Consider the following 22,621-nt stretch of genomic DNA (forward strand, 5'->3'; position numbering starts at 1 on the left):
ACACGACGACTAAAATACCACGCCGTTCCCGTGTGTACATCTGCTGCTGTATCAAATGAGAGGTAGAATTACTCACTGTGATTCTCTCCCCTCAATGTACTTCAGCTTGTAAAGCAGCCAAATGAAGGGCTCATCCACACGGATCGGACTAACCAGCCCTTGCAGCTTTTGATCTACCGGATTGCTGCCCAAGGCGGAAACCGCAAAATAGGCCGTGTCTGTAAAATACACATCCATCGTGCCCTTGAACGGCTTATCCACCTTTTCAATAAACCGTCGCACTTCGCCATCAATGTTCGCGAACTCATCCAAATCCATATACTTCCGGTGCTCCATTGGATTAAAAATATTGCTGTTCGTCTTGATGTACGTGCCTTCTTCATCTGCCAGCGCAGTGAGCATGTCGCTTTTGGTCAGGACAATGGCGGTTGGAATGTCCGTCTTCCCTTTTTCCTGATATGCGATAAAATCACCGAACATCGTAAGTACGACATCACGCGGCTCATCATATTGCGAAACAAACTCGCCCGGCTTGTCGCCGATGTTGATCTTGATACGCTCCCGAATAGAGCGGATTTGCAGCGGATCAACCATAAACAAAATACCCGCCGAGTTTTTAATATGCTGTCCGTGCAGACCCAGATAGTCCTGATCGACCATCCCCTCACCGGCGACATCAAAAAACACCAGCGTCAGTGGCGGCTTTTCCTCATCCTTAAATACAAACTGGAAGATAAAAGGCTCCTGCATCTTTTCCTTCTGTGTAGAGGTCAGCAGATCCCCTCGCTCAAACAAAGGTTCCTCATACATCGTACGAAACTTTCGACTGATCTCCGCATTGAGCGGCATGCAAGCCGCATCAAAATGATCGGCCGTAACATGCTGCAACGTGTGAATCAGGGAGGTCATATAGACGGATTTCCCTGCCTGTGAAGCTCCAATAATCGAAATGATATTACTCGGCACCTTGCCCGCGGTCACAGGCAGCTCGTTATGGCAATGCGGACACAATCTGCGACGTGTTAGCTCACCATAGCGATCCGTCAGACCTGTCAGTACATGATCCGAGTACAAACGGTGTTCCTCAGGAACACCAAGGGGATGAAGAATGGCCTCCATATCATGCACGCTGTCCAAACCAAAGCGCTCCCGGTATTTGTTCAGCAGCTCATCCTCGCCCAAAGCGTAATCCTCGTCATCCTCACGGTGATGGGAAGCACGGAATACAACTTCCTCCGGGGAAAACTTACTAAAGCAATAAGGGCACACAATATCATAAAATAACGGCCTTGGTGCTGCCTGCGGCTTTCTTCTGAATAAATTGCTAAGAAAACTCATCGGTTGCGGCCTCCTTTCATTCAGGGACTAATTCATATACCGTGCCATATTTCTGGCCGTCCGTAAAAAACAGCCGCACAAATTCATCTCCGCCTACTTCGACAGCGGGCAACACATTCCGTCCCGCGACAAACGGTGCCGTAAACGGGTACAAGGTTCCGTCTTCCCGGTCCGCCGGATAGCCACCACGCTTTTTCACATAGCAAAGCGCCTCCTGCGGAACAGGAACTTCAGCCGTCACCTGAATCTGCACCGTTTTGCGGCTGCGAAACCAGCCTTTTTTATGGTGAACCGCATATCTGATTTTAGCTTTACCCGTGCTCAGCTCCAGCCGATTAGCTCCATCCTGCTGACGGATTACAAAAGTATCTCCGTCCTCCCGCACAGCCGGATACACGGTATACCGCACGCGTCCAATGCCATCGATCCGGTCACGGTAGCTGCCAGCAGCCTTGTACTCCTCACGTGTAAAGAGCTTAAGGCTTGAAAAAGGCGGCAAGGCTTCGGTATCCTCCTGCCCGTTCACACCCGGATCGGCTAATTGTTTCGCAATATATACCACGGCGACTCCTTCCGGCCACTGCCAGCGAAGCACAACCCGGTTGTCGTCAATTTTGTGGTTCAGCTCCGAAATAACAGGATCACCGGGCTGTGCATCCCTATACTGCATAAGTTCCAGCCTCCCGTTCTAAAATCCACTGCTTCGTCGATTACGCGGCGGGCCTTCCGGCGCTCTTGTCCTGCGACCTGATGACGCACCAGGGTTTCCTCCGCCGGAAGAACGGCGAGTATTTTCCGCAACTGGCAACACGAGCGAAAAGACGGCGATAAGGGCCGCCAATACGAGCGCTGCCACCAAACGAATCATCAAATCACCGATGGGCGAGCCGGACAGGCCCTTTTCCAAAATAAAGCCAGCAAGCAATCCGGCAGGAATCCCGCCAATCGCGAAATTCCGCGCTAGAAAACGGTTATCGAACATCAGTCCGAGTGCCAATCCCAGCAGTACTCCAATAATTACCAGTGCAGTTACACGGTAAATGGCAAAATACAGACTGTCGGCATACTCACCTGTTCGCTCCGTTACCAGAGTACGATCGCCGATTTTGTCATAAATTTTACCGAACGCCTGCGTAAGGCCTTGCGCATTCGCCACATTGAAGTAAGTTCCACCCGTCATTTGGGCAATATTTTGCAATAATGCTATACCATCAGATTCAGCGAGCTTCAGACCGATTGTATTAATCGGAATCTGCCGGGCGATGTAAGGAGCCAATGCCGTCTGAGTATCCAGCCTACTAAAGCCGTCAGACAGCATAATAACGAGAGAGCCCTTTTCCGCATTACCCTGAGTTTCGATTTCTTTGATGGTTTCATCCAAAGCAAGACCGATTTCTGTGCCGCCTGTCATTAAGGTCTGCATGCTGTCGATCTTGGCATAAACGGCTTGCTTCTCCGCATCTGTGCCAATCGGGGTAAACGGCTGAACCAACTGCGCAGTGGACTCAAAGGAAACGATGGCTACCCGCTTGTCTCCATCCATTTGACCAATTAGACTCTTGGCGGCTGTCAGACGTTCATTGTCGGGATCTGTTTGCTGCATACTCCCGGAATTATCAATGACGAGCACGAGATCCTGTACACTTTTGCGACCTTCGGGGTTTACCTGGTAGCCCAGCTCCAGCAGCAGCCCTGCCACGAACAGCATCACCAGCGTAGCAGGGACCAGCAGCTTCCAGGACAACCCGGAGTACCGCTGCCGCCATGATGGCCCGTTCAGTTGTGGCGAAATCCATTCGCCGATAAGGCATCCCAGGCCAATACATAGCGCCATGATGCCAAAATACAGCCCAACCACGATGATATGCGGCCAGTGGCCTATCAGTTTGTTAAGAATCAGCTCTCCAATGATGAAGCCCACTACGGCGCCCAGCAAGCCGAACAGCAGCAGGAGAACATTAAATTTACGCTGCTTCATAAGAATCGTTGCTTCCTTCCATAATTAAAGTAGGAGGAATTTGCAAATTCCTCGTAGGATTACCATGTTGCTACCGCAGTTCCGGCAGCCGATCCGCGTTGATCCCGTGAAACACGAAACCATTCGCGATATATGTCTCATAATACGTCTTGCCGTTGCGGTAGACCATCAGATCCTCCAGATGGAAACCACCCATCAAATGAAGCTTTTCTACCCCGCTGCTGCGACGCTCATGCACAAACCCCAGCTTGTAAATGCGCGAGGTAATATCCACATCCAGCGCATAAGGAAGAAATTCGCCTTCGTAGTCACCAAAGAAATACTTTTCCTCATACCGATGCTCATGAGTGTAATCCAGCAAACGTACGTTAATACCGCCGTTTTCCTCCAGCGTTTGGTACAGTTTTTTAAACAGCTCATCCTTTGGAACGACCAGCCGATTTTCATAGGCAGCAGCCACATTCGCCCGCCGCAGCAATTCTTCCTCGAATGTCTGGTTAAACGGTTGTGCGCTGAGGATCAGGGTGCGGCAAGTCTGTGTGAGCCGATCCACCAGCTTTGACGGACCTCCATCCAGCAAATTGGACACAGGACCCATATGCCGGGTATCAAAGAATACAGCTTTTCCCCGCTTGGTCTCCAGCTCACGCATGACATCTTCCGTCACACGCTCATAGTACTCAAACAGGTTTTGACCTGTATAGCTGTCAGCCTGACGGACGCTGTCCGTTGCAGCCTGATGCAGATCACGCTCCAGATTGGCAAGCTGTACAGTAATATGCTTCGCCTGCATATGCCATTTTTCAAGAGCCAGCTCATAACGGCGAAGTAGCTCCAGATCCGTTTGAATCCGCAGCATGTTCAGCTTGTGCCCATAGACCGTCTCGGTCAGGTAACGGATAAAGCTGCGCACATTATGTTTATCCATCAGCGGCAATCGTTGAAAGGGCTGGTCTTCCACTCGTCCGCTATACAGGGCATCCAGCTCAGCAGCGCTGATCTGCAAGTCATTGGACGTATCTCGAATCAGTCCTCGAATGGCGGTAAGCACATTCCCGGTCTTATTCTCATCCGTCCAGTCCGTAAGCTCGAACAAACCGATCTCGGGGTGCTCCTTGGCCGATTCGTTCACAGCCGTTTGCAGACGTAATTCCGCCTGAAAATCCCCCAACCGTTTGTGTACGATCCGTTCACAATTATCGCGAAAAAAGGCTTCACAGCCCTGTCCGAACAAGGCTTCCTCCGCCTCGCGCAGTGTCATTCGCTTTAACGAGCCGTAGCTGGCTCCGCTGGTCATTAAAGCGCTCATGTCCGTAATGGCCTCATTACCAGGAACGAGGTCATTTCGTGTACGGCTGCGCTCGGCAGCATCCAAACCGAAATAATCCAGCTTATCGCGTATATCCCATTCCTGCTCTGTTCTCATACGCGCCAGCAGTTTCACATAAAAGTGATGCAGCACCGTAAGCGCAATCGACTCATTAGGGCGCTTGACCCGGGAAAATCCAGCCGACACATAGCCCTGCCGCCCGGATTCCGTCATAATGTTGTTTTTAAACGATGTATTGTTATACCCCCCATCCTGTGACCGATAGGAATCTTCCGCCTGATAACGGTTTTTGAGAAGCTGAATATGGCAAATGATGTCACAGCTCTCTCGCAGGCTATTCGGCACCGTTACACCGCGTTCGTTCTTGTCGGACAGCACATAGACGAGATCGAACAACGGCGACGGAGCATGAGATACTGGAATGGTCAGTTTGTCCTCAGTCATATGCAGTGGCGCCGTGAACGTATAATCCGGACTTTGGATATAGTCCAGTTCTCGCATAAAAGCGACTGATGCTGCGCTGCTATAGCCAAATTGGGCTGTCTGATCGCTTTCGCTGACCAATACGTACAAATCCATCTGTACCGACTTAAAGGACTGCGCAAAAATGTATTCCGCCAACAACGTAATCTCGGGAACCAATACATTCATGGGATCGTCGGCTGTCGTCAGGATCGACAAATGGACACGCTCGAACGAGGAATACAAGCGACCGTAATCCGCCAAGTGCCCACTAGCCCGGCGCAACGCGGCGTTAAGCTCAATCAATTGCGATTCATGTGTATAAAAAGCCTGATGCAAATCACGGCGTCCGGTTTTGTGGCTGCTTTCCTCCGGTACCGCTACTGTATGGGCAATGACATCCATCGAACGGTCAACAGCGGCATGATCCTCCTGCGAGCGGATGTGGATGTACGTTACCCCTGTACTGTTATCCCACTTGGTCCGGTTGATATCTGCAATGGTGTTCATCGCCGGGCCCATACGGTCACCGATAAAAAGAAACACGGACGGGAAATGGATGCTGCTGCGTCCATCCCCGCTACCGATGAATTGATCCTCTGCGACTGCATAGTCAGCCGCATAACGTAACAGCTGCTCTCTCATACTTTACTTCAACTTTCTGCGGATATCGTTTAGTTTCCCGGACATTTGAGCGTAGAACGCATAGAGTTCCGCTCCGTTAGCCAGCTCCACCTTTTCATATTCCAATTGATTCCGGGCTTCCATGTAGGTTGCAGCCAGTTCATCCAGCTTCGCCAAGAGCGGCGTAATATCCTCGGACGAAGTCAGGACAGCATCACGACGATCCGCCTTACGCATCAGGGCTGCATATTTCTTCTCTTCCAGACCACGGAAGTTCGTAAACACTTCAAACTCCACGTAATTACGGCTTTTCATGACATTGGCAAACGGCTCCCAAGCCTCTTCCTCTTCATCACGGTCATAGACATACAAAGCACCTTTCTTCGTAATCGTGTCGGTATAGAGTGCCTGAATGAACTGATCCAGCCATTTTTCCTCATCCTGATATTTGCCCAGCAAGGCTTCCAGCTCAGCGGCCTTCGCTTCAATTTGAGTATATTTCGTCAGCTCTTCACGAACCACCTGCGTTAACTCCGGTGAACGGATTAGATTTTCCTTCGCCATCTCTTCATTGATGCTGCCAAAGATGTCCTTGCTTCCCGCCTGTTCCAGCCCTTCAGCCAGCAGACGTTTCAGCTCGGACCACGCTCTCTTCACCTCACCCAGATTCGGCTTGGATTCTTGCAAACGCATATCGTAGCCTGCCAGCAGGCCATTCAGATCCAGCGCACGTGAACGCAGCACAGTAAAGCGGCTGCTCGTATTCTGGTCAACATCCTTCTCACGGATCACGCCAAGGGACTTGGCACGGTCGAAGTCGTTACGAATGCGGGCATTGTAAGCTTGCACACGCGAATTGACATACGTTTCTCCCCACGATTTTTCAGGAATCGGTGACGGCAGATTCGTCCAGTTATTCTGGCCTGTTTGCACTAGATGGCGGCCAATACCTTCGCGGTCGAGAATCGTTTTTTCATAGCTTTCTTCATACACCTTGAGCGGCGTATAAACAAACAACGGCACACCATTACGCGTATTGAGCCAGAAAATCCGGTTACGGACTTCGCTCTCTTTAATTGTAAAGTGTGATTTACCAATTGCATTATTTTGATAATTGCGAACGCCTTTCAGGATATTAGGCGACTGCACCGGAACCGAGACGAAGCCCCATGACGGGAAGTACAGGTTACCAGAGCTATTGCTCAGATGGAACACAGGCACAGCTTCTTCATCCAGCTTGCTTGCAATATAGCGCTCCACGAATTTTTCAATAGCCTCATCCTGCCCGTATTTCATCACGAGGAAATCCTCCATCGAACGGGTAATCAGATCACCGAACTTGTCGGTCAGGAAGTTGGAGATGGAACTAATGATGTCGATATCCTGATCCTTCACCCATTGATCCGAATTTTCCAGCAGCTCTTGAGCAAAATCACGAATCAGATCATCACCATCACGCTTATCCAGCAACTTGGTTACGACTTCGGAAATATCCGGTACACTGACCAAATTCCAATAGTACGTCTTGTTGCCTCTGTGATCGGACTGCTCCTCGCCGTTGATCAGCAGATCGCCATTCTTCTCGAAAATCGCGCTCAGCGCGTTCAAAATTTCAGTAAATACATTATAAATGCGGCTGTTTTCCTTATTCAGCAGATCATACAGGTCTTCATAAAATTCAATAAGTTGCTCTGTACGCTCCACATCGGCCCGAAGCCAGTATTCATTGATTTTCGCTTCAATGTACGCATTTTTCTTTTTATCCTTGGACACGAATGCGCTCTTGGCATCGCCCAGCTTTTCACCCGCCTGTTCACGCGCCCATTCAATATCCGTAGGGATACGATGCAGTGATTCACGCAACGTCTCAATGTACGAAAGCAGCATTTTCAGCAAGCTAAAGCCTTTTTCCGTATAAATCATACGGGATACATAGAACGGCCCTTGCTCGGGATGCAGGAACATCCGGCGAATTTGGTCGGTAAACTGCCCGGTAATTTCACCCGGAAGCTGCTTCTTCGCCTTGATATATTCCTCACGCGCACGTGTCAGGAAGGTCTGCTCCAACTCGGTATCCATATTCACAACTTGCATTTTGACTACATTGTTGTAGCTTAATCGTTCACTGTTTTCAAAGCCCGGCAGCGGCTCGGGTACACGTGATTCGAAGTTTTTGATCATGCTATCGAGATCGACACCCAGCTTGCGAGCAAACTTCTCGACATCCTCTTGATTCGGCGATTGCTCGAACATTTTGGACATTTTGCCAAACATCCGGAAGGCCAGATATGTTGTCATTTCCTCCATCGGCAGTACCGCTGAGGAAGCCCCGATAATATTGTAATCGTAGTTGGCAGGATATGCCTTGTTCATTTGTGCAATATTGGTACGAATGTTGCTGATATAGTCATGAATGGCAAACTCTTCGCCCGATTGCTTTTCCTCACTCGCCATAAAGTTGGTGATGTTCTCGGCGGTGACATTCATGCAGTAATCATAGGCATTTTCCAGTAGCTTGCCTTCTGTATTCGTCGCTGAAATGAGATGACATAGATTAAATGGCGGCAACGGTGAATTTACGGTCAAAATGTTGCCATACTGCTGTTTGAACCGTTCACTGCGGCTGTCCACATTCATCCAGTAATCCAGCTCTTTAAGCGCAGCATAGCCGTTCTTTTTAATATATTCACGTGTATGCTCGCTCAAGCTTTTGTTCGCCAGATTAATGTCCGGCGTAAACAGATAACCGAGTGTGTTCACGCGGTCTACACCTGCGGAGCCGTAATCGCGCTCAATAATCCCACGGACGATATACGAGATATCGAGGAAGGTACCGCTCCCCGTACCGCCGGACAAACCAGACAGCAGGAACACCATCAGCTTCTTATTGGTGCCTTCAGACAGGGTTTTGATTTTCTTATCAATGCTTTGCACGACTTGATTGATTTTGGTGAACAGCAGCAAACGTCCAGCCTGACGCACCCCTGCGGCCCCGTTCATGCCATCGGTAATGCTCAGCTCGGGTGATAGCCAATCCGTAATATATGGCTCCAAAATGCTGCGGTTTTGCAGCAAACCACCGATTTCCGCATTGGAAAGCAGAACAAACTCGTTGATCGGGTCCAGCCCAATCCCTTTATATTTTTTGTTACGATCCTGTTCATTTGTTTCAAAAGCAAGAAATTCTACGTTGTCCGGCTTCTCGCTTTTTTTCTTGGAAATCGGATCTGCTGGCAGCTTGAATCTGCGGTTAATCTGATATTTCAAGCGGAGGAGGGCATCAATACCCGTCCCTCCGAGTCCGATAATCAAAATGGGATTATCAATGGTATCAACCCTGATTTTATCGCTTACGATCCCTCCGCCGAGTGATACGTCTAATTGCTGGATATGCTCTCTAACTACTGGTTTCATAGATTTGACCTCCTAAGGGTTCGTTTAGCTGTTTACTGAAATGAATTCCAGCAAAATGGTTTTGTCCACGCTTGCCAGCGGAATCGTCAGGCGATCGCCGTTTTTCAGTTCAAGACCACTGCCTGTATCTACAGCGCGTCCGGATTTTTCAATCGTAATCTCCGGAGTGCTGCACACCATGATACGGTCCTGATTGCCTGGCGTGAACACCACCTTATCGGTTTCGGCAAATTCCGGTGCCAGTTGCAGCAACTGGTGCAGATTGAATTTACCCCGGAAGGTGTTCAGCTTCTTGTATTGCGGATACGTTTTTTCGCCGGTATTTTCATCCCGAATTTCCAGTACGATTTGTCCGACGAAGCCACGATTGGCTTTTTTGACAGCCTTCCAGATGAAAAATGCGGCAACCAGCAGAACAAGCAGTCCCAGCCCTGCAAGAATGAGTGGCAGCAGCTTGGATTTCTCGGCAGGTGCTGCCGGCGCCGTCGTAGTACCGTTATTCGTGCCACTGCCCGCCGCAGCCTTGGCACTGATGGTCACAGGCTGGGTTTCACGATAGAAGCTCTTTTCCTCTGCTCTGACGGTTAGTTCATAGTCATGCTCATCCGGTATCGTGTAGGAGCCAGTAAAGGCATCCCCCTCATTCTTCAATGGAACCTCATTCGTTGTACCGGAATCAAGGTCCTTGACCTTCAGAACTGCATTCATATTTGCATACAGTTCCTGATCCTGAAGCTGCTGGTTGTTACTCGTCAGGTAGGAACGAATTTGGACTGCGTCACCTTTTTTGTAAGCTTTGGCAAGCGGTGCGTCCAGTTTCAGTTCCAAATCATAGTTGAACACCAGATTAATATCAATCTGATCCTGCTGGACTCCCTTGACCTGTAGCTTCCAGTCGCCAGCCACAGGCTTGAGCAACTTTATCAACGAGTAGCTTTTCGACTTGGACAGCAGTACATCACTTGAAGGAATCGGCTTGGTGTTGCCCGACGGGTCTATCAGTCTCGCATCCACCGGCTTGGAGGACATAATCGAAATGTTAGCCTCCAGCACGCTATCGTTCGGTACAGTTACTGTAACGTCCTGATAGTTGCCGTTAGCTGTAATAGACTGCAAGGGAACAACCTTCAGCTTCAAATTGCTGGCGAAAATTTCACTCAAGATGTTCGGCAGGTCATCCGCCGAGCTAGTAATAAAAGATTTACCGCCCGTTTGCTGCGCAATGTCTGCGAGCTTGTTTTTATTCAGTTTTCCATCTGCATTCAAACCGATGGTGTAGATCGGAACGCCGCTATTTTTAGCTTCGGCCACAGCCTTCGCCATATCCTGATCGGATTGGCTTTCAGTTCTGCCCGTCGTTTTATTTAAATCGTTGTTACCATCGGCCAGCATGACGATCATAGGCGCGTGTCCCGCTGTCTTGCCATCCTGCAAAATGCGGATCGCTTCCTTGACACCTACGGAGGTGTCAGTATACGCCCCCCGGTTCAGCCCGTCAATGAACGACTTCAGTTCCTGCTTGTCCGCTTCGGACGTAATATTAAGCAAAGCCTTCTCGCGCTGTACGACATCCGTATACGCTACAATGCCGACCTTGTCATTTTGCGTCGACAGCATATCAATGAACATTTTCATGGCTTCATTGCCAATTTTGCCTGGATCACTGGTGTTCATGGAATTACTCACATCGACGACCAGCACGGCATCCACCTTGGAGGCGGAGGTTGAAGCGGCATTCGCCATCTGCGGCTGCCATACCGAAATTGAGGTCATGATCATTGCACATATGATTCCGATGACCAAAAACCATTTTCTGTCTCTACTAAACATCGCTTGTACCCCTTTGCCGGTTAGTTCTCATTCTAAATTACAGTTGTACTCCCCTACTATTAAATTATAATGAGTTTTACATGAGAGCCAGCTGAAAATGATGCCCGAATAGCCTGATTACAGCCAAGAAGCCTATTATACCGCGGAATTTTACCAATATCCTGCAGTAATGATATAATTATACCCCAACAAGGGCAATCGGGCACCAGCCTTCTCCTTTATACGACAAAAATGACAGAAGCGAAACCCGCCCTTGTAAAATATCGCTGTAAAAATCTGAGCAGAAAGAGGAAGTACACTATGATCTCATACGGATGTTTGGCGATTTTGTTTCTTTTTGTCGCCATCAAATTAATCACTTACTCTATACATAAAAAACGCGCTCCCTCGATTACACAAATGAACACCGAGCTTCTAGCCCTGCTGAACCGGAGAAGTGATCGCAATGAGTAGTGCCAAACAGCCTGTACAATTTCGTCCGTTTATCCACACCGAGCATGCGTACCAAAAGCTGCGGATCTGCAAGCGTTGCGGACAGTTTACTGCCCTATGGGAAGATAAATGTACGTCTTGCGGTCGCGATGCACTGGTGCCTGTAGAGCAATATGCCCACCACAGAGCCAAGCTCTATTTTCGCAAGGACCTTGCCTTTGGCATCGTATTGCTGGTCGCCGCCGTCTTTTTCGGCCATTCCACCCAGCAAATGCTCCTGTGTGGTACGGTTGGCGCACTTCTCCTTCTACCCTTGGTGCTTTTACAGCAGCGTATTCGTCCCTATGAGCAGCGCAGGCAGCTTATACGCCTGTTCAGAGGCCGCATTGAGCAGATTAAAGAGGGCCTGAACATCAATCATAAAAATGCGGTTTCCCTGCGACAGCTCAGCGAGCGTGTCTCCTATGAAATGCTGCGCGAGATTGCCGTACTCATCCACAACGACCGGATAAGGCTCCAGCAGGTCGCCTTGCTGCAATCTTTTGTACTCCGCAAGGATATGGAGCTAACGCTCGACCCTCTCCTGATCAAAAGCTTTGAGCCGCTTATGGTCAGATATATCGGAGAGATTGCCAGATTAAATCGCGAGCTAATTAAGGATCGGACGTTCCGTTACGTGACCTTTTATGAACGCCGCATTCTGGAAATGGCAGGAGGCGAGGATATTCTCGTCCGTGTTGCCAGTGCGGCTGTCCGTAAAAAGCGCTACGTGGTCACGCACTCCGGTTTTATTTCCAGATATGTGCGCAAACTGCCGAAGGAACGAGTTCAGCGTTTATATCATATCATTCAGGAGAATCCTTATGAACCCTTTGGCGATTTGGCCGATGAGGTCAAGATCGTATATCTGATGGAGCAGTATAAAAACTGATCTGTCCTAACGCCCTTCTATATATGACGTCATTACCATGACAAACCACTGCAATGAAGCAGCAAAAAAAACCGTCAGGATCGCCAGCGTGCCTCCGGACGGTTTTTAATTACGGCTTTTGGATCAGCCTTGCAGCTTTTGCTGCGCATGATTTATGGAAGTAAAATTAAAAGCACGCACACCCTTGCTGTCATACACGATAATATCCTTGTTCAAATACGGGTGCAGACCGTTAAAATAACCGGGCATAATCAGTCTGCGCGTGAACAGGTTTTTACCTAGCATGCGGGGAGAATTGGTGGCCACAACAAGCATTTGTTGGCTTGTGGACCACGGGGCAGGCTGGATATACGAAAGACAATACTCGCCTGCCGTAAAATCGCCGTCCAGTATATACCCTTTTTCCGTACAGGTGATCTGCAAATGGGCTTGATGCCGCTGAAGCAGCTCATGTCTGGACAAGCCTGAGGTGATACAGATCACGTTACTGTCAGCCAGTTCTTCCTCCGAAATCATGTGAGAAGCCACCACTGGATAATGAACGCCAATATACGGATTCCAGGTCGCTGTCCGAGGGCTGGCCAAAGCCTTTGCCGTCCGTTTTACCGCCTGCTCTTCTTCGGGTGTAGCATAGCTGGAGGGAAGGACAATGTGCAGGCGACCCATATAAACGTCGAGCACTCCCATACCATAGCCAGAAGGATTCCGACCTGCGCTTTTTAACCTGAACATTGCCGTTTCGTCATCCGTTTCTTTTCCAAAACTTCCATACGTTTCGCTACCCCGTTCAGCAATCAATCGATATTCAGGTGAGGGGCGTTCCCGCGACTCTATTTTAACGAAGCGAAAGCGGTTATATTCTAGCAAATCCAACACGAAAATCCGCGCTCCAATATGGACATGGGCAAGCTCCAATGGCAGGAGTTCATGTGAGAGGTGAATGATAAATTCATCGGCGTGGACGGCTCTAATATCCAGTTTACCCGTTTTGCTCAATTCACCGTACAGCTCGGCGTATTCCTCGTTTTCATCCGCTTGCGTCAGCTCCAGCCAATATGCGCGATTATGTCTCCCCCGCTCCGTTCGGTAGGCAATACGCTGAGGTACCATCACTCTCTTCCATTGCATAAGCCAGCTCAGTACACCGTCCAAAAGCCTCAGCTCATGCGTGTCCCAATGGTTGGCACACCGTTCTACTACTCCTTTATAATGGTCGGATGAAAGCTCAGTTTCAGGAGCCGTATAAGCTTGCGCAAACAAGTAATCCTGATCTCCAACCATATTGAATATGGGCATATTCAGTAAGTTCATCAGATGCTTCGGATGCGGTGAGCCAGCAATGACGGCAATAGCCGCAAAACGCGAAGGATAAGCCTGTGCCATCGCCCAGGCAGCGTATGCGCCGTTAGAATAACCCGTCAGATAGATTCGGTCTTCTTCCACCCGGTACGCTTGCAGAATAACATCCAGCGCCTCCAGAAAAGCGGCTTCGCCAATGTAACTGCCCAGCGTAACTCCACGGCACGAAAAAGTGACGAATATCGCTTCCTCTTCCCAGCCCTGTCCAAAGCCCCGTTTCTGAAAATCCGGCAGACCCAGCTCATATCGTTTGCCCGGCATCAGGACGATGAGAGGATACTGCCGATCCGCCGAATAGTTTCGGGGAAGCTGTATCGTGTAGCGTTGCAGGCTGTTGTCCAAACGAGAGACAAAAAAGCCTTCGCCAATCCCGTCAGGGCACAAAAGGATGTTATCTTTCCGAGATGGATGCTGAGGCCGTTCCGTATATGCATGTGTGAAAATCCGTTTTAGCAGCTTGATATATTCCCGCACTATGCGATAATCCCAGATTTCAAAAGGGTCTTCCGGCAAAGCCGTTAACCTTTTCAGTTCCTCCAGCAAGCCTTCTGCCTGTAAATTCCTCACAGAGCCGGGAGCATCTATATTATAAAAATGATTATACTGGTCGTACTCTTCTTGCAAACCCTCCACAACCGCCGACAAAGGCCGCACAAGCATCGAGTACACAAAATAATGCTCTCTTGCCTCATGGTCCTGATATGTAACCGTAAAATGCAGCATTCCCGTATTCCCGGTAACTTCCTCATTCCAAACATATTGCTGCTCCTGTTCCCAAACCGCCTGAAACCGGTCCAGCAGCGTCCCCTCATCATTCGTTACCTCGACCCATAACGGCTGATCTACAGGAAGATCTATGCGATCCTTGCGCAGCAAATAAAACAAGACCGGACTGTCTTCTCCCTCCCTGCCAGCGGGTTTCTCCACCTCCAGCCATGTCATATGAAAACGTATATTGCGCTCTACGAATTCCTGATGCAGCTCCGCCACATCTGCACTGTCATAAATATGAGTTCCACTAATCCGAATAGAGCGAGCTTCATCGGGAATAAAGGCTGCAACGACCACCACCGTATGATTACCTTCCTCCAAATACAAGCGCAAAGGACCGGATTCCGCATATACCAATATGCCGTCCACCCAAATTTGTCCTGTTCCTTCAAACGGTCTGAAAATAACTTCCTGTGCTGCCGCGCAGCGGAGATTCGAAACCAGCAAAAGCCTTTCTTGCTCAGTCAAGGGCGGAAAGACACCTAAATTCAATTCGGCGTTTCGAGGGTCCAGCTCAGTTAATAAGCGGCACGCTACCTTTCCTCCAGCCGAAAGCTCCAGTCCTTCTTCATTACAAGCCCTTTCCAAATCCCATTCCTCAGGGGTAAAATGATCAGACCATGCCCTACCCACACCGCAATTTTCCGGCAGCTTGACCGGACCGACTGCATAAGCAGACGTCAGACGAACCGGATGATCCAACAGCACAGTTGTCGCTTTTTCCAGATGCGTGAACCTCATAACATTCCCCCTCCAGGTTTTTTGTTTCCTCAGAGACGTCGCGATAATACTCCGTTAACATTCATTTTAACTATATAAAGCTATTCGTTATCGCCTTTGCGTACTCCTTTCTTCTCTCAAAAAAAGAAGCTATTCTTAAAAACAAAAAAACGAAGAAAGCAGAGTGCTTAACTTCGTTATTGAAAATTTCTATACTTATAAACCTGTTTTTAGCTGTCATGATTATTGCTATCTCTACTAGGGTATAGTATGTTTAGGAAGAAGTTACTATTTCCAAATGATGAGGAGGGAAAACAATGGAAAAGATGTGTATGGAAATGATGATGATGATGTGTATGGAAGACATGATGGCTAAAATGAAAAGCATGAACATGTGCATGGAAAAAATGTCGGATATGGATATGATAGACATGAACATGGATATGATGATGACTAAAATGCAAGAATGCGACGAAATGATGACGATGATGATGAAAATGATGCGCGACATGAAACAAACTTCAAAATAATTTCTTTGTATTGAGCATTATTTTTTAACTGATTTTCGCAAATTCTTGGCATTGCAGTTACAGCTGCATGCCTTTTTTTATCTAGTTTTGTTATATTTATTGGTATGCCGAACCCTTAATAATGTGCATATCTCGCTTGAATTTGCTTTTCTAACTTGATGCGTTCCAGCTTCAGTTCCCAAATCTGTTCGCTCCACGAATTTCTCTCTACCGAATTATTACTATTTCGTAAAAGATCAAACAACTCCAATAATCTATCGTTGATCTGGTCAAAATGCTGCCAAAGCGCATTGATTTCAGAATCTTTAGTCTCTCTGCCATTCTCCAGCAATTGATGCTGTAAGGCTTCTTTAAGCTCTTGCTGCCACTCTGTATCGTTTAATTGTTTCGCATAATTAAGTAGATCCAAATAGTCATCCACTTGCAGATAGCTATGTGTTTTTATCAGTTGCATATTGTCTCTCTCCTTATGATGCACCCTATTACCAAGTATTATACTCGGTTATATAGGGAAATCAATACCTTCTTCCACATTTTCAAAAAAAAGAGGCGGCCTCAGCCACCCCTTCCTTTTCAAACGATTCTTAGCCTTGCAATGCCGCCTGTAAGTCTTCGATTAAATCCTCAAGATCTTCAATTCCTACTGAGATCCGTACCAGTCCTTCGGTAATGCCCAATTCTGCGCGGCGTTCTACCGGAATGGAGGCATGTGTCATACGTGCCGGAACACTAATCAGACTTTCAACTGCTCCCAGACTCTCAGCCAGCGTAAAATATTTCAGTTTTTTCAGTAGTGCTACCGCATTGGCATCGCTACCTACATCAAAGGAAATTATACCGCCAAAGCCTTCGGCCTGAACTTTGGACAGCTCGTGCTGCGAATGGCTTTCCAGTCCAGGATAGTACACTTTGCTAACCTTCGGATGTTTTTCCAAAAAGGCTGCAATTTCCTTGGCATTTTGCTCAATCGCTTCCATACGCAGACCCAATGTTTTAATACCGCGGATCAGTAACCAGGAATCATGCGGGCCGAGAATAGCACCAATGGCGTTTTGCAGAAAATGAAGCTGCTCTCCCAGCTCGTCGCTGTTCACAACAGCCAGACCGGCTACAACATCGCTGTGCCCGCCCAAATATTTGGTAGCCGAGTGAATGACAATATCGGCTCCAAGCGTAAGTGGTGTCTGCCAATATGGAGTGGCAAATGTATTGTCCACGATCAGCAACAGGTCATGCTTTTTCACCAGCTCCGAAACCGTACGGATATCCGTAACTTTCAGCAGCGGATTCGTAGGCGTTTCTACATACAGTGCCTTTGTATTCGGACGGATCGCTTTGGAGATAGCCTCCAGGTCCGTCGTATCTACAAATGTAGCCTCAATGCCAATCCGGTTAAGCACCTTGCTTACAATACGGTATGTGCCCCCGTATACATCATCGGTCAACAAAATATGATCTCCTGCATTAAACAGTGAAAATACCGCATGAATCGCTGCCATCCCCGAGCCAAAAGCAAAACCGCGTTTTCCTTCCTCCAGCTCCTTGATCAACTCTTCCAGCGCAAAGCGGGTCGGATTGCCTGTACGCGAATATTCGTAGCCCTTATGAACGCCGATTTCCTCTTGCTCATATGTGCTTACCTGATAAATAGGGACGTTAACTGCACCTGTATGCGGATCGGTAGGGAGGCCGCCGTGAATCAGCTTTGTTTTACGTTTCATTTTATATCCCGCCTTCATATATTTTTTTGCTCAGATAACGTTCACTGCTATCCGGGAAAATGGTGACGATATGTGCGCCATCCGCTGCGTTCTCTGCTTCCAGTAAAGCGGCATGTAATGCCGACCCGGAAGAACTGCCGACAAGAAGTCCTTCACGCGCTGCCAGCTCCTTGACACGGTCAAACGCATCGACGTCGCTAATCGTGTGAATGGCATTAAAATAACCCTTATCGATAAACTCAGGAATCAATTCCATGCCAATCCCTTCCGTTTTATGCGAACCCGATTCTCCGCCGTTCAAAATGGAACCTTCTGGCTCTACAATTACGGTTTTAATAGATGCATTTTGTTCCTTGAGGTAACGAGAGGTCCCCATAAAGGTTCCCCCCGAACCTGCTCCTGCTACAAATACATCTACTTTTCCGTCCAGATCGTTCCAAATTTCCGGTCCCATCGTCGTGTAATAAGCCTCTGGATTATCCGGATTGCTGAATTGACGCGGCAAATAGGCATCTTGAAATTCAGCAGCCAGCTCCTTCGTTTTCTCGATGGCTCCCTTCATCCCCTTACTTGTCGGGGTATGAACGATACGCGCTCCCAGCGCCTTCATTAAATCTTGCTTTTCTTGACTGAACTTTTCAGGCACAGCAAAAATAACCGAGATATTATAATGAAGCGCTGCCATAGCGAGACCGATACCTGCATTGCCTGCTGTGGCTTCAATTAAAGTTCCACCCGGCTTCAACTGACCTGTTTTTAAGGCTTTTTCAATCAGAGCCTTGCCCACCCGATCCTTCACGCTGCCGCCGGGGTTCATAAACTCCAGCTTGGCGAACAGACGAATTCCCCTCGGCAGAGAATAGCTGTTCAGTTCTACTAACGGCGTGCGCCCGATTAGTCCCAAAGTATTATGATATACATTCATGATTTCAAGCTCCTTTTAATGGCGAATCCTAATAAACCAATGGTCAAAAATACAGACCTATTGTCGGAGAAGTTCGCTATCATCTCCGAGAAAACACAGTAATACGGTAAGTATTGACGCAATAAGATTTTATGTGTATTTGAAGCTTTTGTCAAATGACATCCTTCACAGCACCCACACCCCTGACCTTCTTCCTCGATATGATAGATGGTATGTTCACAATGCCTACAATTATGAGGAGGATTCCATATGGGAAAGCAATTCATTAAAATAGCTGCTGTGTATTTTGCCCTCAGTGCGCTGCTTAGTGTGATTATTGACGTGTCGGGCGATTACAGCCTGTCCAGCGTTCAGTCTCATATTCATTTGCTCGGTTGGACGGCTCTCGGAATGATAGGTTTGATCTATGTGGCCTTTCCTGCACTTTCGGTTACTGTGCTGGCACGCGTCCATTTTTGGCTGCATAATATCGGCTTGCCGGTGCTGGTATTAGCAATTGTAGCCAAAAAGTACGGGGTGCCTGATATTGGAGTTTTGATCATCATGGGGTGGGTACTACTGGCGGCCGGAGTTGTGCTGTTTATGGTGAATGTGTGGGACAGACTGCGCTGAGACAGACGGATATTCCTTGAAAGAGCATGAAAAAAAGGAGCCTGATCCATTACATCAGGACTCCTTTACATACTTCGTTATAAGGTGGCTATCATAGCCAAGCGGTCTATTACGTTACTTTACGGCTCCGTCCTGCACATGCTCTTTGCAGAAGCTCTCAACAGCCTGCAACTCATCCTCTTCCAATTCAAGCTCGATGTAACGGTTCGTTACTTTTTCAATCAGCTCGTATTTCAATATTCCTGTTTTCTCTTCGTCTACTAAATAAAGGGTGCGAATATACAGCCCGTTTTCGGTGTAGAGCTCGTCGTCCTCTTCAACCTCTACATCAATTATAAATTCATAACGCTGCCCACTCAAAATACCAAAAGCGTCTTTAATCTGATCTACCGTGTGCGATGTAAAATTTAACATGTCTTCATTCCCTCCGGATTTCCTTCGATTACAGTGCATTCTACGCCCGCAGGCAGTAGTTGTAAAACCTGTGTACGTACTTCTTCGCGGTTCAGATCCTGGCCCATGATGGAGATCCAGCCCCGATCATTACGCGAGCGTATTAATCGCCCGATGCCTTGTCTCAGTCTGAGCGCCATGTGAGGCATATCTATCTCCATAAACGGATCTGTCGCATCCTTGCGCAGTGCCGTAAAAACCGGATCATTCGGAGGAAAAGGCAGCGACCAGATGATGACGTGCGACAGGGACGGGCCTGGAATATCCAGTCCTTCCCATAACGTTACAGCACACAAGACGCTTTCCTCATCATTCTGGAAAGATGAGATCAGATGGCTGATTTCAGCCGATCCTTCATATAGAAAACGAAAAGCAGACGCTTCATGGTAAGCTGCGAGACCCGTTCTGAATGCATCCAGTTCCTCCTGTGAAGGAAACAGGATAAGCGCTCTACCTTGCGATTTCTCCAGCAGGGCCAACGCTCTCTGGATTGGATCATGCCCCGCCTGCAACGGATATAATGCCGATTGCATCTGATCGTTGTAATCATACGGTGAAGCAACGGAAAACGTGAGCGGATTTTCTATACCGAGGCTTTTCGCCATATAATCAAAGGAGCTCTCCACGGAAAGTGTAGCTGAGGAGAATACAATCGGTATATGCTGTGCAAATACCCGTTCTTTGAGAATCTCTTTTACCATCTTGGGCATAACCACAAGCGTTAATCCATCCTGATCCTCCATCACCCACGAAATCAGGAGTTCCGGACGCTTAAACAAGGCCAACGCCGTTTGAATCATTTCCAGATGCTCTTCCACGATTTTGACCTGGTACTCATCCAGAGAGAATAACCCGCTTTCAAATACAAGCTCTTCTTCAATCGTGCCGATCAGATCGCCAAAGCGGTTTACCTCTCGAATCAGCGACTCATTCAAGGTAAACTCCTTGCGATTAGAACCCTGTACAGGCTGACTGTTCTTATCGAGCGCAGCGAACAAGGCTTCACTTTGGGATATCGCATCTTCAATCGTCATTGCCAGCGATTCTCGCACTTCCCCCTCCAGCAGACGGGTAATAATGGCCTCAAATTGAGCGTGCTTCAGCTTATAAGTGAGTGCATTCTGCGCCGCTGTCTCCAGCAGATGCCCTTCGTCAAAGACGACAGAGCTGTGCTCCGGCAGTAATGGCAGCTGGCCCTCACGCTTTCTCGCCTCATAGGTCCATACATGCTCCATATAAAAATCATGAGAGCAGATAACCAGATCTGCCGCTTTGCGATAATGATCGCGGGACAACGTCTGTCCACAACGATGCCGCTGATGGCAAACGAGACAATCTTGAAATACATCCCAGCCCAGTCTGCTCCACTGTCCGTCCGTTAGCTCGGGATACTCTTTGCGGTTCCCGTAAGGGGTAAAGGACTGTAGCGTATCCGGAAAATGGACAAAATCCGGCAGATCCTGATAGATATCACGGAACACATCCGCGTCATCATCCAATCCGCTTCGTACATTATCCAGCTTGTTCAGACAAATATACTGATCCGGCGACTTACCCAGTCGGGCATCAATCGTCAGGCTCAAATGCCGCGCCAGCTTGGCGATATCTCCCTCCGGCTTCACCAGTTGTTCAATCAGCGACTCGTCCGCACAGGCGATAATCGCGGGCTTTCTCATGTACCGGGCATATGCAATAGCGTACAGGAGGTACACCAGCGTTTTGCCTGTGCCCACACCTGCTTCCGCGAAAATCGTTTTCTTTTCCTTATAGGCACGCTCCAACTGGAATGCCATATAAATTTGTTCATCCCGAACCTCAAAGCCGACTTCAGGCAAAACTTCATAAAATACATCCGCAATCCAGTCACTTGCCTGCTCAATAAACGGCTTGGACGGATCAAAGGCAAAAGGATAAGTAGTCAATCGGGCTGTGCCTCCAATTCGTTCATAATGTGCATCCTTTCATTATAACGCAAAACAACCTAAAAAGAACATGTAAACTGTACGAACAGCTCACATTTTTTTATTTCGACTGAAATTATATAAAAGAAAGGACGCAGGGGTTCGGCTGTGTGAGGGCGCTGCGCGTAGGATTTGATCTTACGATCGCTGTTGTCGTGGGATTCTTGGATTGTCTAAACCTTTTTAAGATTAGAATTTTGTGCCAGAGAGCTAATAAAGAGATAGGAACCAAGGGAAGTTTCCCTGGCAAAATGTAAAACAAAGAAACCGGCTAATGCTTCTCAGGCACTAGCTGGTCTCTTGTTTACATTTTGCTTCATCAAATCCGGAATTTGTTCCAGGAATCGTTTTCCAAATTTCGCTGTTCATCAATTCATGATATTCGTAGAACTGGGGATAAAGACGGATGCTGTTCATGTCGTTGCAGCTCTTTTTTTATTCACAACCAAGGTTTTGGCACAAAGATCGTGTAGTCCCTGTTTTTTTGCAGTAAAAGCAACAACGATGTAAATAATATGAACAAATACACCAGAAATAGCTTTAATCCAATAACGCCCGGAGGCGTGCATGAATCCAAGACGCTTTCCTTCCTCGTTCACGACAATTAGAGAAAACGCAAGCTTGCCCGGCGTTGCTTGTGCATTTGACGACTCCCAAAGCACACAATACAGCCACGGCACTATGAGCCAAAAGATCAGCGGCCACAACATATGTAATGCTTTTATGAAACCAACCTCCTCCATGTCCAGCGGGACTGGGATCATGAAAAATACTCCGCCTACTAAAAGAGCCATTACAGTTACAATGATCAGATCAATCACAAACGCAGCCGTCCTTTTCCAAAACCCTCCGTATATCTGTTTTTCACTATCGTTCGTTGTTTCCATGGTGATGCATAACTCCTTTTTAAATGAGATTTAAAACCCAATTTATCCCTTTGTCCAAGAAGTTATCATACGGATGCCTACCCCATTTGTCAATTTACGAATAAATTCTCATAAACAAGCAACAGGACCTATATCCATGCATTAAAATGAAAAATTTTATAAGAGCTAAGAGCTTATCTTTAATATTTTTCCTCTGATTTAGTATGAGCTAAACAAAGCTATCCCCTCTCTTCTGCTAGAAGTAGTTCTTTAGCATCGAATTGCAATCAGCTATTTCGGTTATAAAAGAACAGCGTATATGTAATTGAAAATTACACACACGCTGCCTTCACCGGCCCTACAA

16 protein-coding genes are annotated in these 22,621 nt (G+C 47.8%); 3 read left to right on the plus strand and 13 right to left on the minus strand.

The window, feature by feature from the left end; genetic code table 11:
* Positions 1–72 precede the first annotated feature (72 nt).
* The 6 genes from QD47_RS07365 to QD47_RS07390 form a co-directional block, all read right to left on the minus strand.
* Entirely contained in the window at positions 73–1,338 is a 1,266-nt protein-coding gene (locus QD47_RS07365) for a TRAFAC clade GTPase domain-containing protein (protein WP_044645514.1), read from the minus strand.
* A 16-nt stretch (positions 1,339–1,354) separates the two neighbouring features.
* Complete coding sequence (locus tag QD47_RS07370) at positions 1,355–2,008, minus strand: hypothetical protein (protein ID WP_044645515.1); 654 nt, start codon at positions 2,006–2,008, stop codon at positions 1,355–1,357.
* 18 nt (positions 2,009–2,026) lie between these two features.
* Positions 2,027–3,316, minus strand: a complete 1,290-nt coding sequence (locus tag QD47_RS07375; RefSeq protein WP_044645516.1) for a vWA domain-containing protein — start codon at positions 3,314–3,316, stop codon at positions 2,027–2,029.
* 70 nt (positions 3,317–3,386) lie between these two features.
* Positions 3,387–5,753 (minus strand): transcription initiation factor TFIID, encoded by a 2,367-nt coding sequence (locus tag QD47_RS07380; protein ID WP_044645517.1) that lies wholly within the window; start codon positions 5,751–5,753, stop codon positions 3,387–3,389.
* Positions 5,754–5,756: 3 nt separating this feature from the next.
* The gene (locus QD47_RS07385) at positions 5,757–9,146 is read right to left on the minus strand and encodes a tubulin-like doman-containing protein (RefSeq protein WP_044645518.1); all 3,390 of its coding nucleotides are present in this window, start codon (positions 9,144–9,146) and stop codon (positions 5,757–5,759) included.
* A 24-nt stretch (positions 9,147–9,170) separates the two neighbouring features.
* Positions 9,171–10,976 carry a vWA domain-containing protein gene (locus QD47_RS07390; protein WP_044645519.1) on the minus strand — a complete coding sequence of 602 codons (1,806 nt, stop codon included), beginning with the start codon at positions 10,974–10,976 and terminating at the stop codon, positions 9,171–9,173.
* 445 nt (positions 10,977–11,421) lie between these two features.
* Here QD47_RS07390 and QD47_RS07395 point away from each other — a divergent pair, with 445 nt between their 5' ends.
* Positions 11,422–12,339, plus strand: coding sequence for a hypothetical protein (locus QD47_RS07395; RefSeq protein ID WP_044645520.1), 918 nt, complete (start codon positions 11,422–11,424; stop codon positions 12,337–12,339).
* Between the two features lie 123 nt (positions 12,340–12,462).
* On the opposite strand, the gene QD47_RS07400 is transcribed toward QD47_RS07395, so the two are convergent.
* Positions 12,463–15,210 carry an alpha/beta hydrolase family protein gene (locus tag QD47_RS07400; RefSeq protein ID WP_044645521.1) on the minus strand — a complete coding sequence of 916 codons (2,748 nt, stop codon included), beginning with the start codon at positions 15,208–15,210 and terminating at the stop codon, positions 12,463–12,465.
* Between the two features lie 296 nt (positions 15,211–15,506).
* Here QD47_RS07400 and QD47_RS07405 point away from each other — a divergent pair, with 296 nt between their 5' ends.
* The gene (locus tag QD47_RS07405; protein WP_044645522.1) at positions 15,507–15,719 is read left to right on the plus strand and encodes a hypothetical protein; all 213 of its coding nucleotides are present in this window, start codon (positions 15,507–15,509) and stop codon (positions 15,717–15,719) included.
* A gap of 115 nt (positions 15,720–15,834) precedes the next feature.
* On the opposite strand, the gene QD47_RS07410 is transcribed toward QD47_RS07405, so the two are convergent.
* From QD47_RS07410 to QD47_RS07420, 3 genes are all read right to left on the minus strand, one after another.
* Positions 15,835–16,173 (minus strand): hypothetical protein, encoded by a 339-nt coding sequence (locus QD47_RS07410; protein ID WP_044645523.1) that lies wholly within the window; start codon positions 16,171–16,173, stop codon positions 15,835–15,837.
* Between the two features lie 130 nt (positions 16,174–16,303).
* Positions 16,304–17,440, minus strand: a complete 1,137-nt coding sequence (locus QD47_RS07415; RefSeq protein ID WP_044645524.1) for a bifunctional cystathionine gamma-lyase/homocysteine desulfhydrase — start codon at positions 17,438–17,440, stop codon at positions 16,304–16,306.
* Position 17,441: 1 nt separating this feature from the next.
* Positions 17,442–18,365: a PLP-dependent cysteine synthase family protein gene (locus tag QD47_RS07420; RefSeq protein WP_044645525.1), complete on the minus strand. Its 924-nt coding sequence runs from the start codon at positions 18,363–18,365 to the stop codon at positions 17,442–17,444.
* 249 nt (positions 18,366–18,614) lie between these two features.
* Here QD47_RS07420 and QD47_RS07425 point away from each other — a divergent pair, with 249 nt between their 5' ends.
* Positions 18,615–18,977: a hypothetical protein gene (locus QD47_RS07425; RefSeq protein ID WP_044645526.1), complete on the plus strand. Its 363-nt coding sequence runs from the start codon at positions 18,615–18,617 to the stop codon at positions 18,975–18,977.
* A gap of 114 nt (positions 18,978–19,091) precedes the next feature.
* On the opposite strand, the gene QD47_RS07430 is transcribed toward QD47_RS07425, so the two are convergent.
* The 3 genes from QD47_RS07430 to QD47_RS07440 all read right to left on the minus strand — a co-directional run bounded on the left by QD47_RS07430 (position 19,092) and on the right by QD47_RS07440 (position 22,278).
* Positions 19,092–19,391 carry a DUF6509 family protein gene (locus QD47_RS07430; RefSeq protein WP_044645527.1) on the minus strand — a complete coding sequence of 100 codons (300 nt, stop codon included), beginning with the start codon at positions 19,389–19,391 and terminating at the stop codon, positions 19,092–19,094.
* Positions 19,385–21,352, minus strand: a complete 1,968-nt coding sequence (locus tag QD47_RS07435) for an ATP-dependent DNA helicase (RefSeq protein ID WP_044645528.1) — start codon at positions 21,350–21,352, stop codon at positions 19,385–19,387. The genes QD47_RS07430 and QD47_RS07435 overlap by 7 nt, the downstream gene beginning before the upstream one ends.
* A gap of 452 nt (positions 21,353–21,804) precedes the next feature.
* Positions 21,805–22,278: an RDD family protein gene (locus QD47_RS07440; RefSeq protein WP_044645529.1), complete on the minus strand. Its 474-nt coding sequence runs from the start codon at positions 22,276–22,278 to the stop codon at positions 21,805–21,807.
* Between the last annotated feature and the right edge of the window lie 343 nt (positions 22,279–22,621).

Origin of the sequence: Paenibacillus terrae (genome assembly GCF_000943545.1) — a bacterium.
In the GTDB taxonomy this organism is placed as follows: Bacteria; Bacillota; Bacilli; order Paenibacillales; family Paenibacillaceae; genus Paenibacillus; species Paenibacillus terrae_A.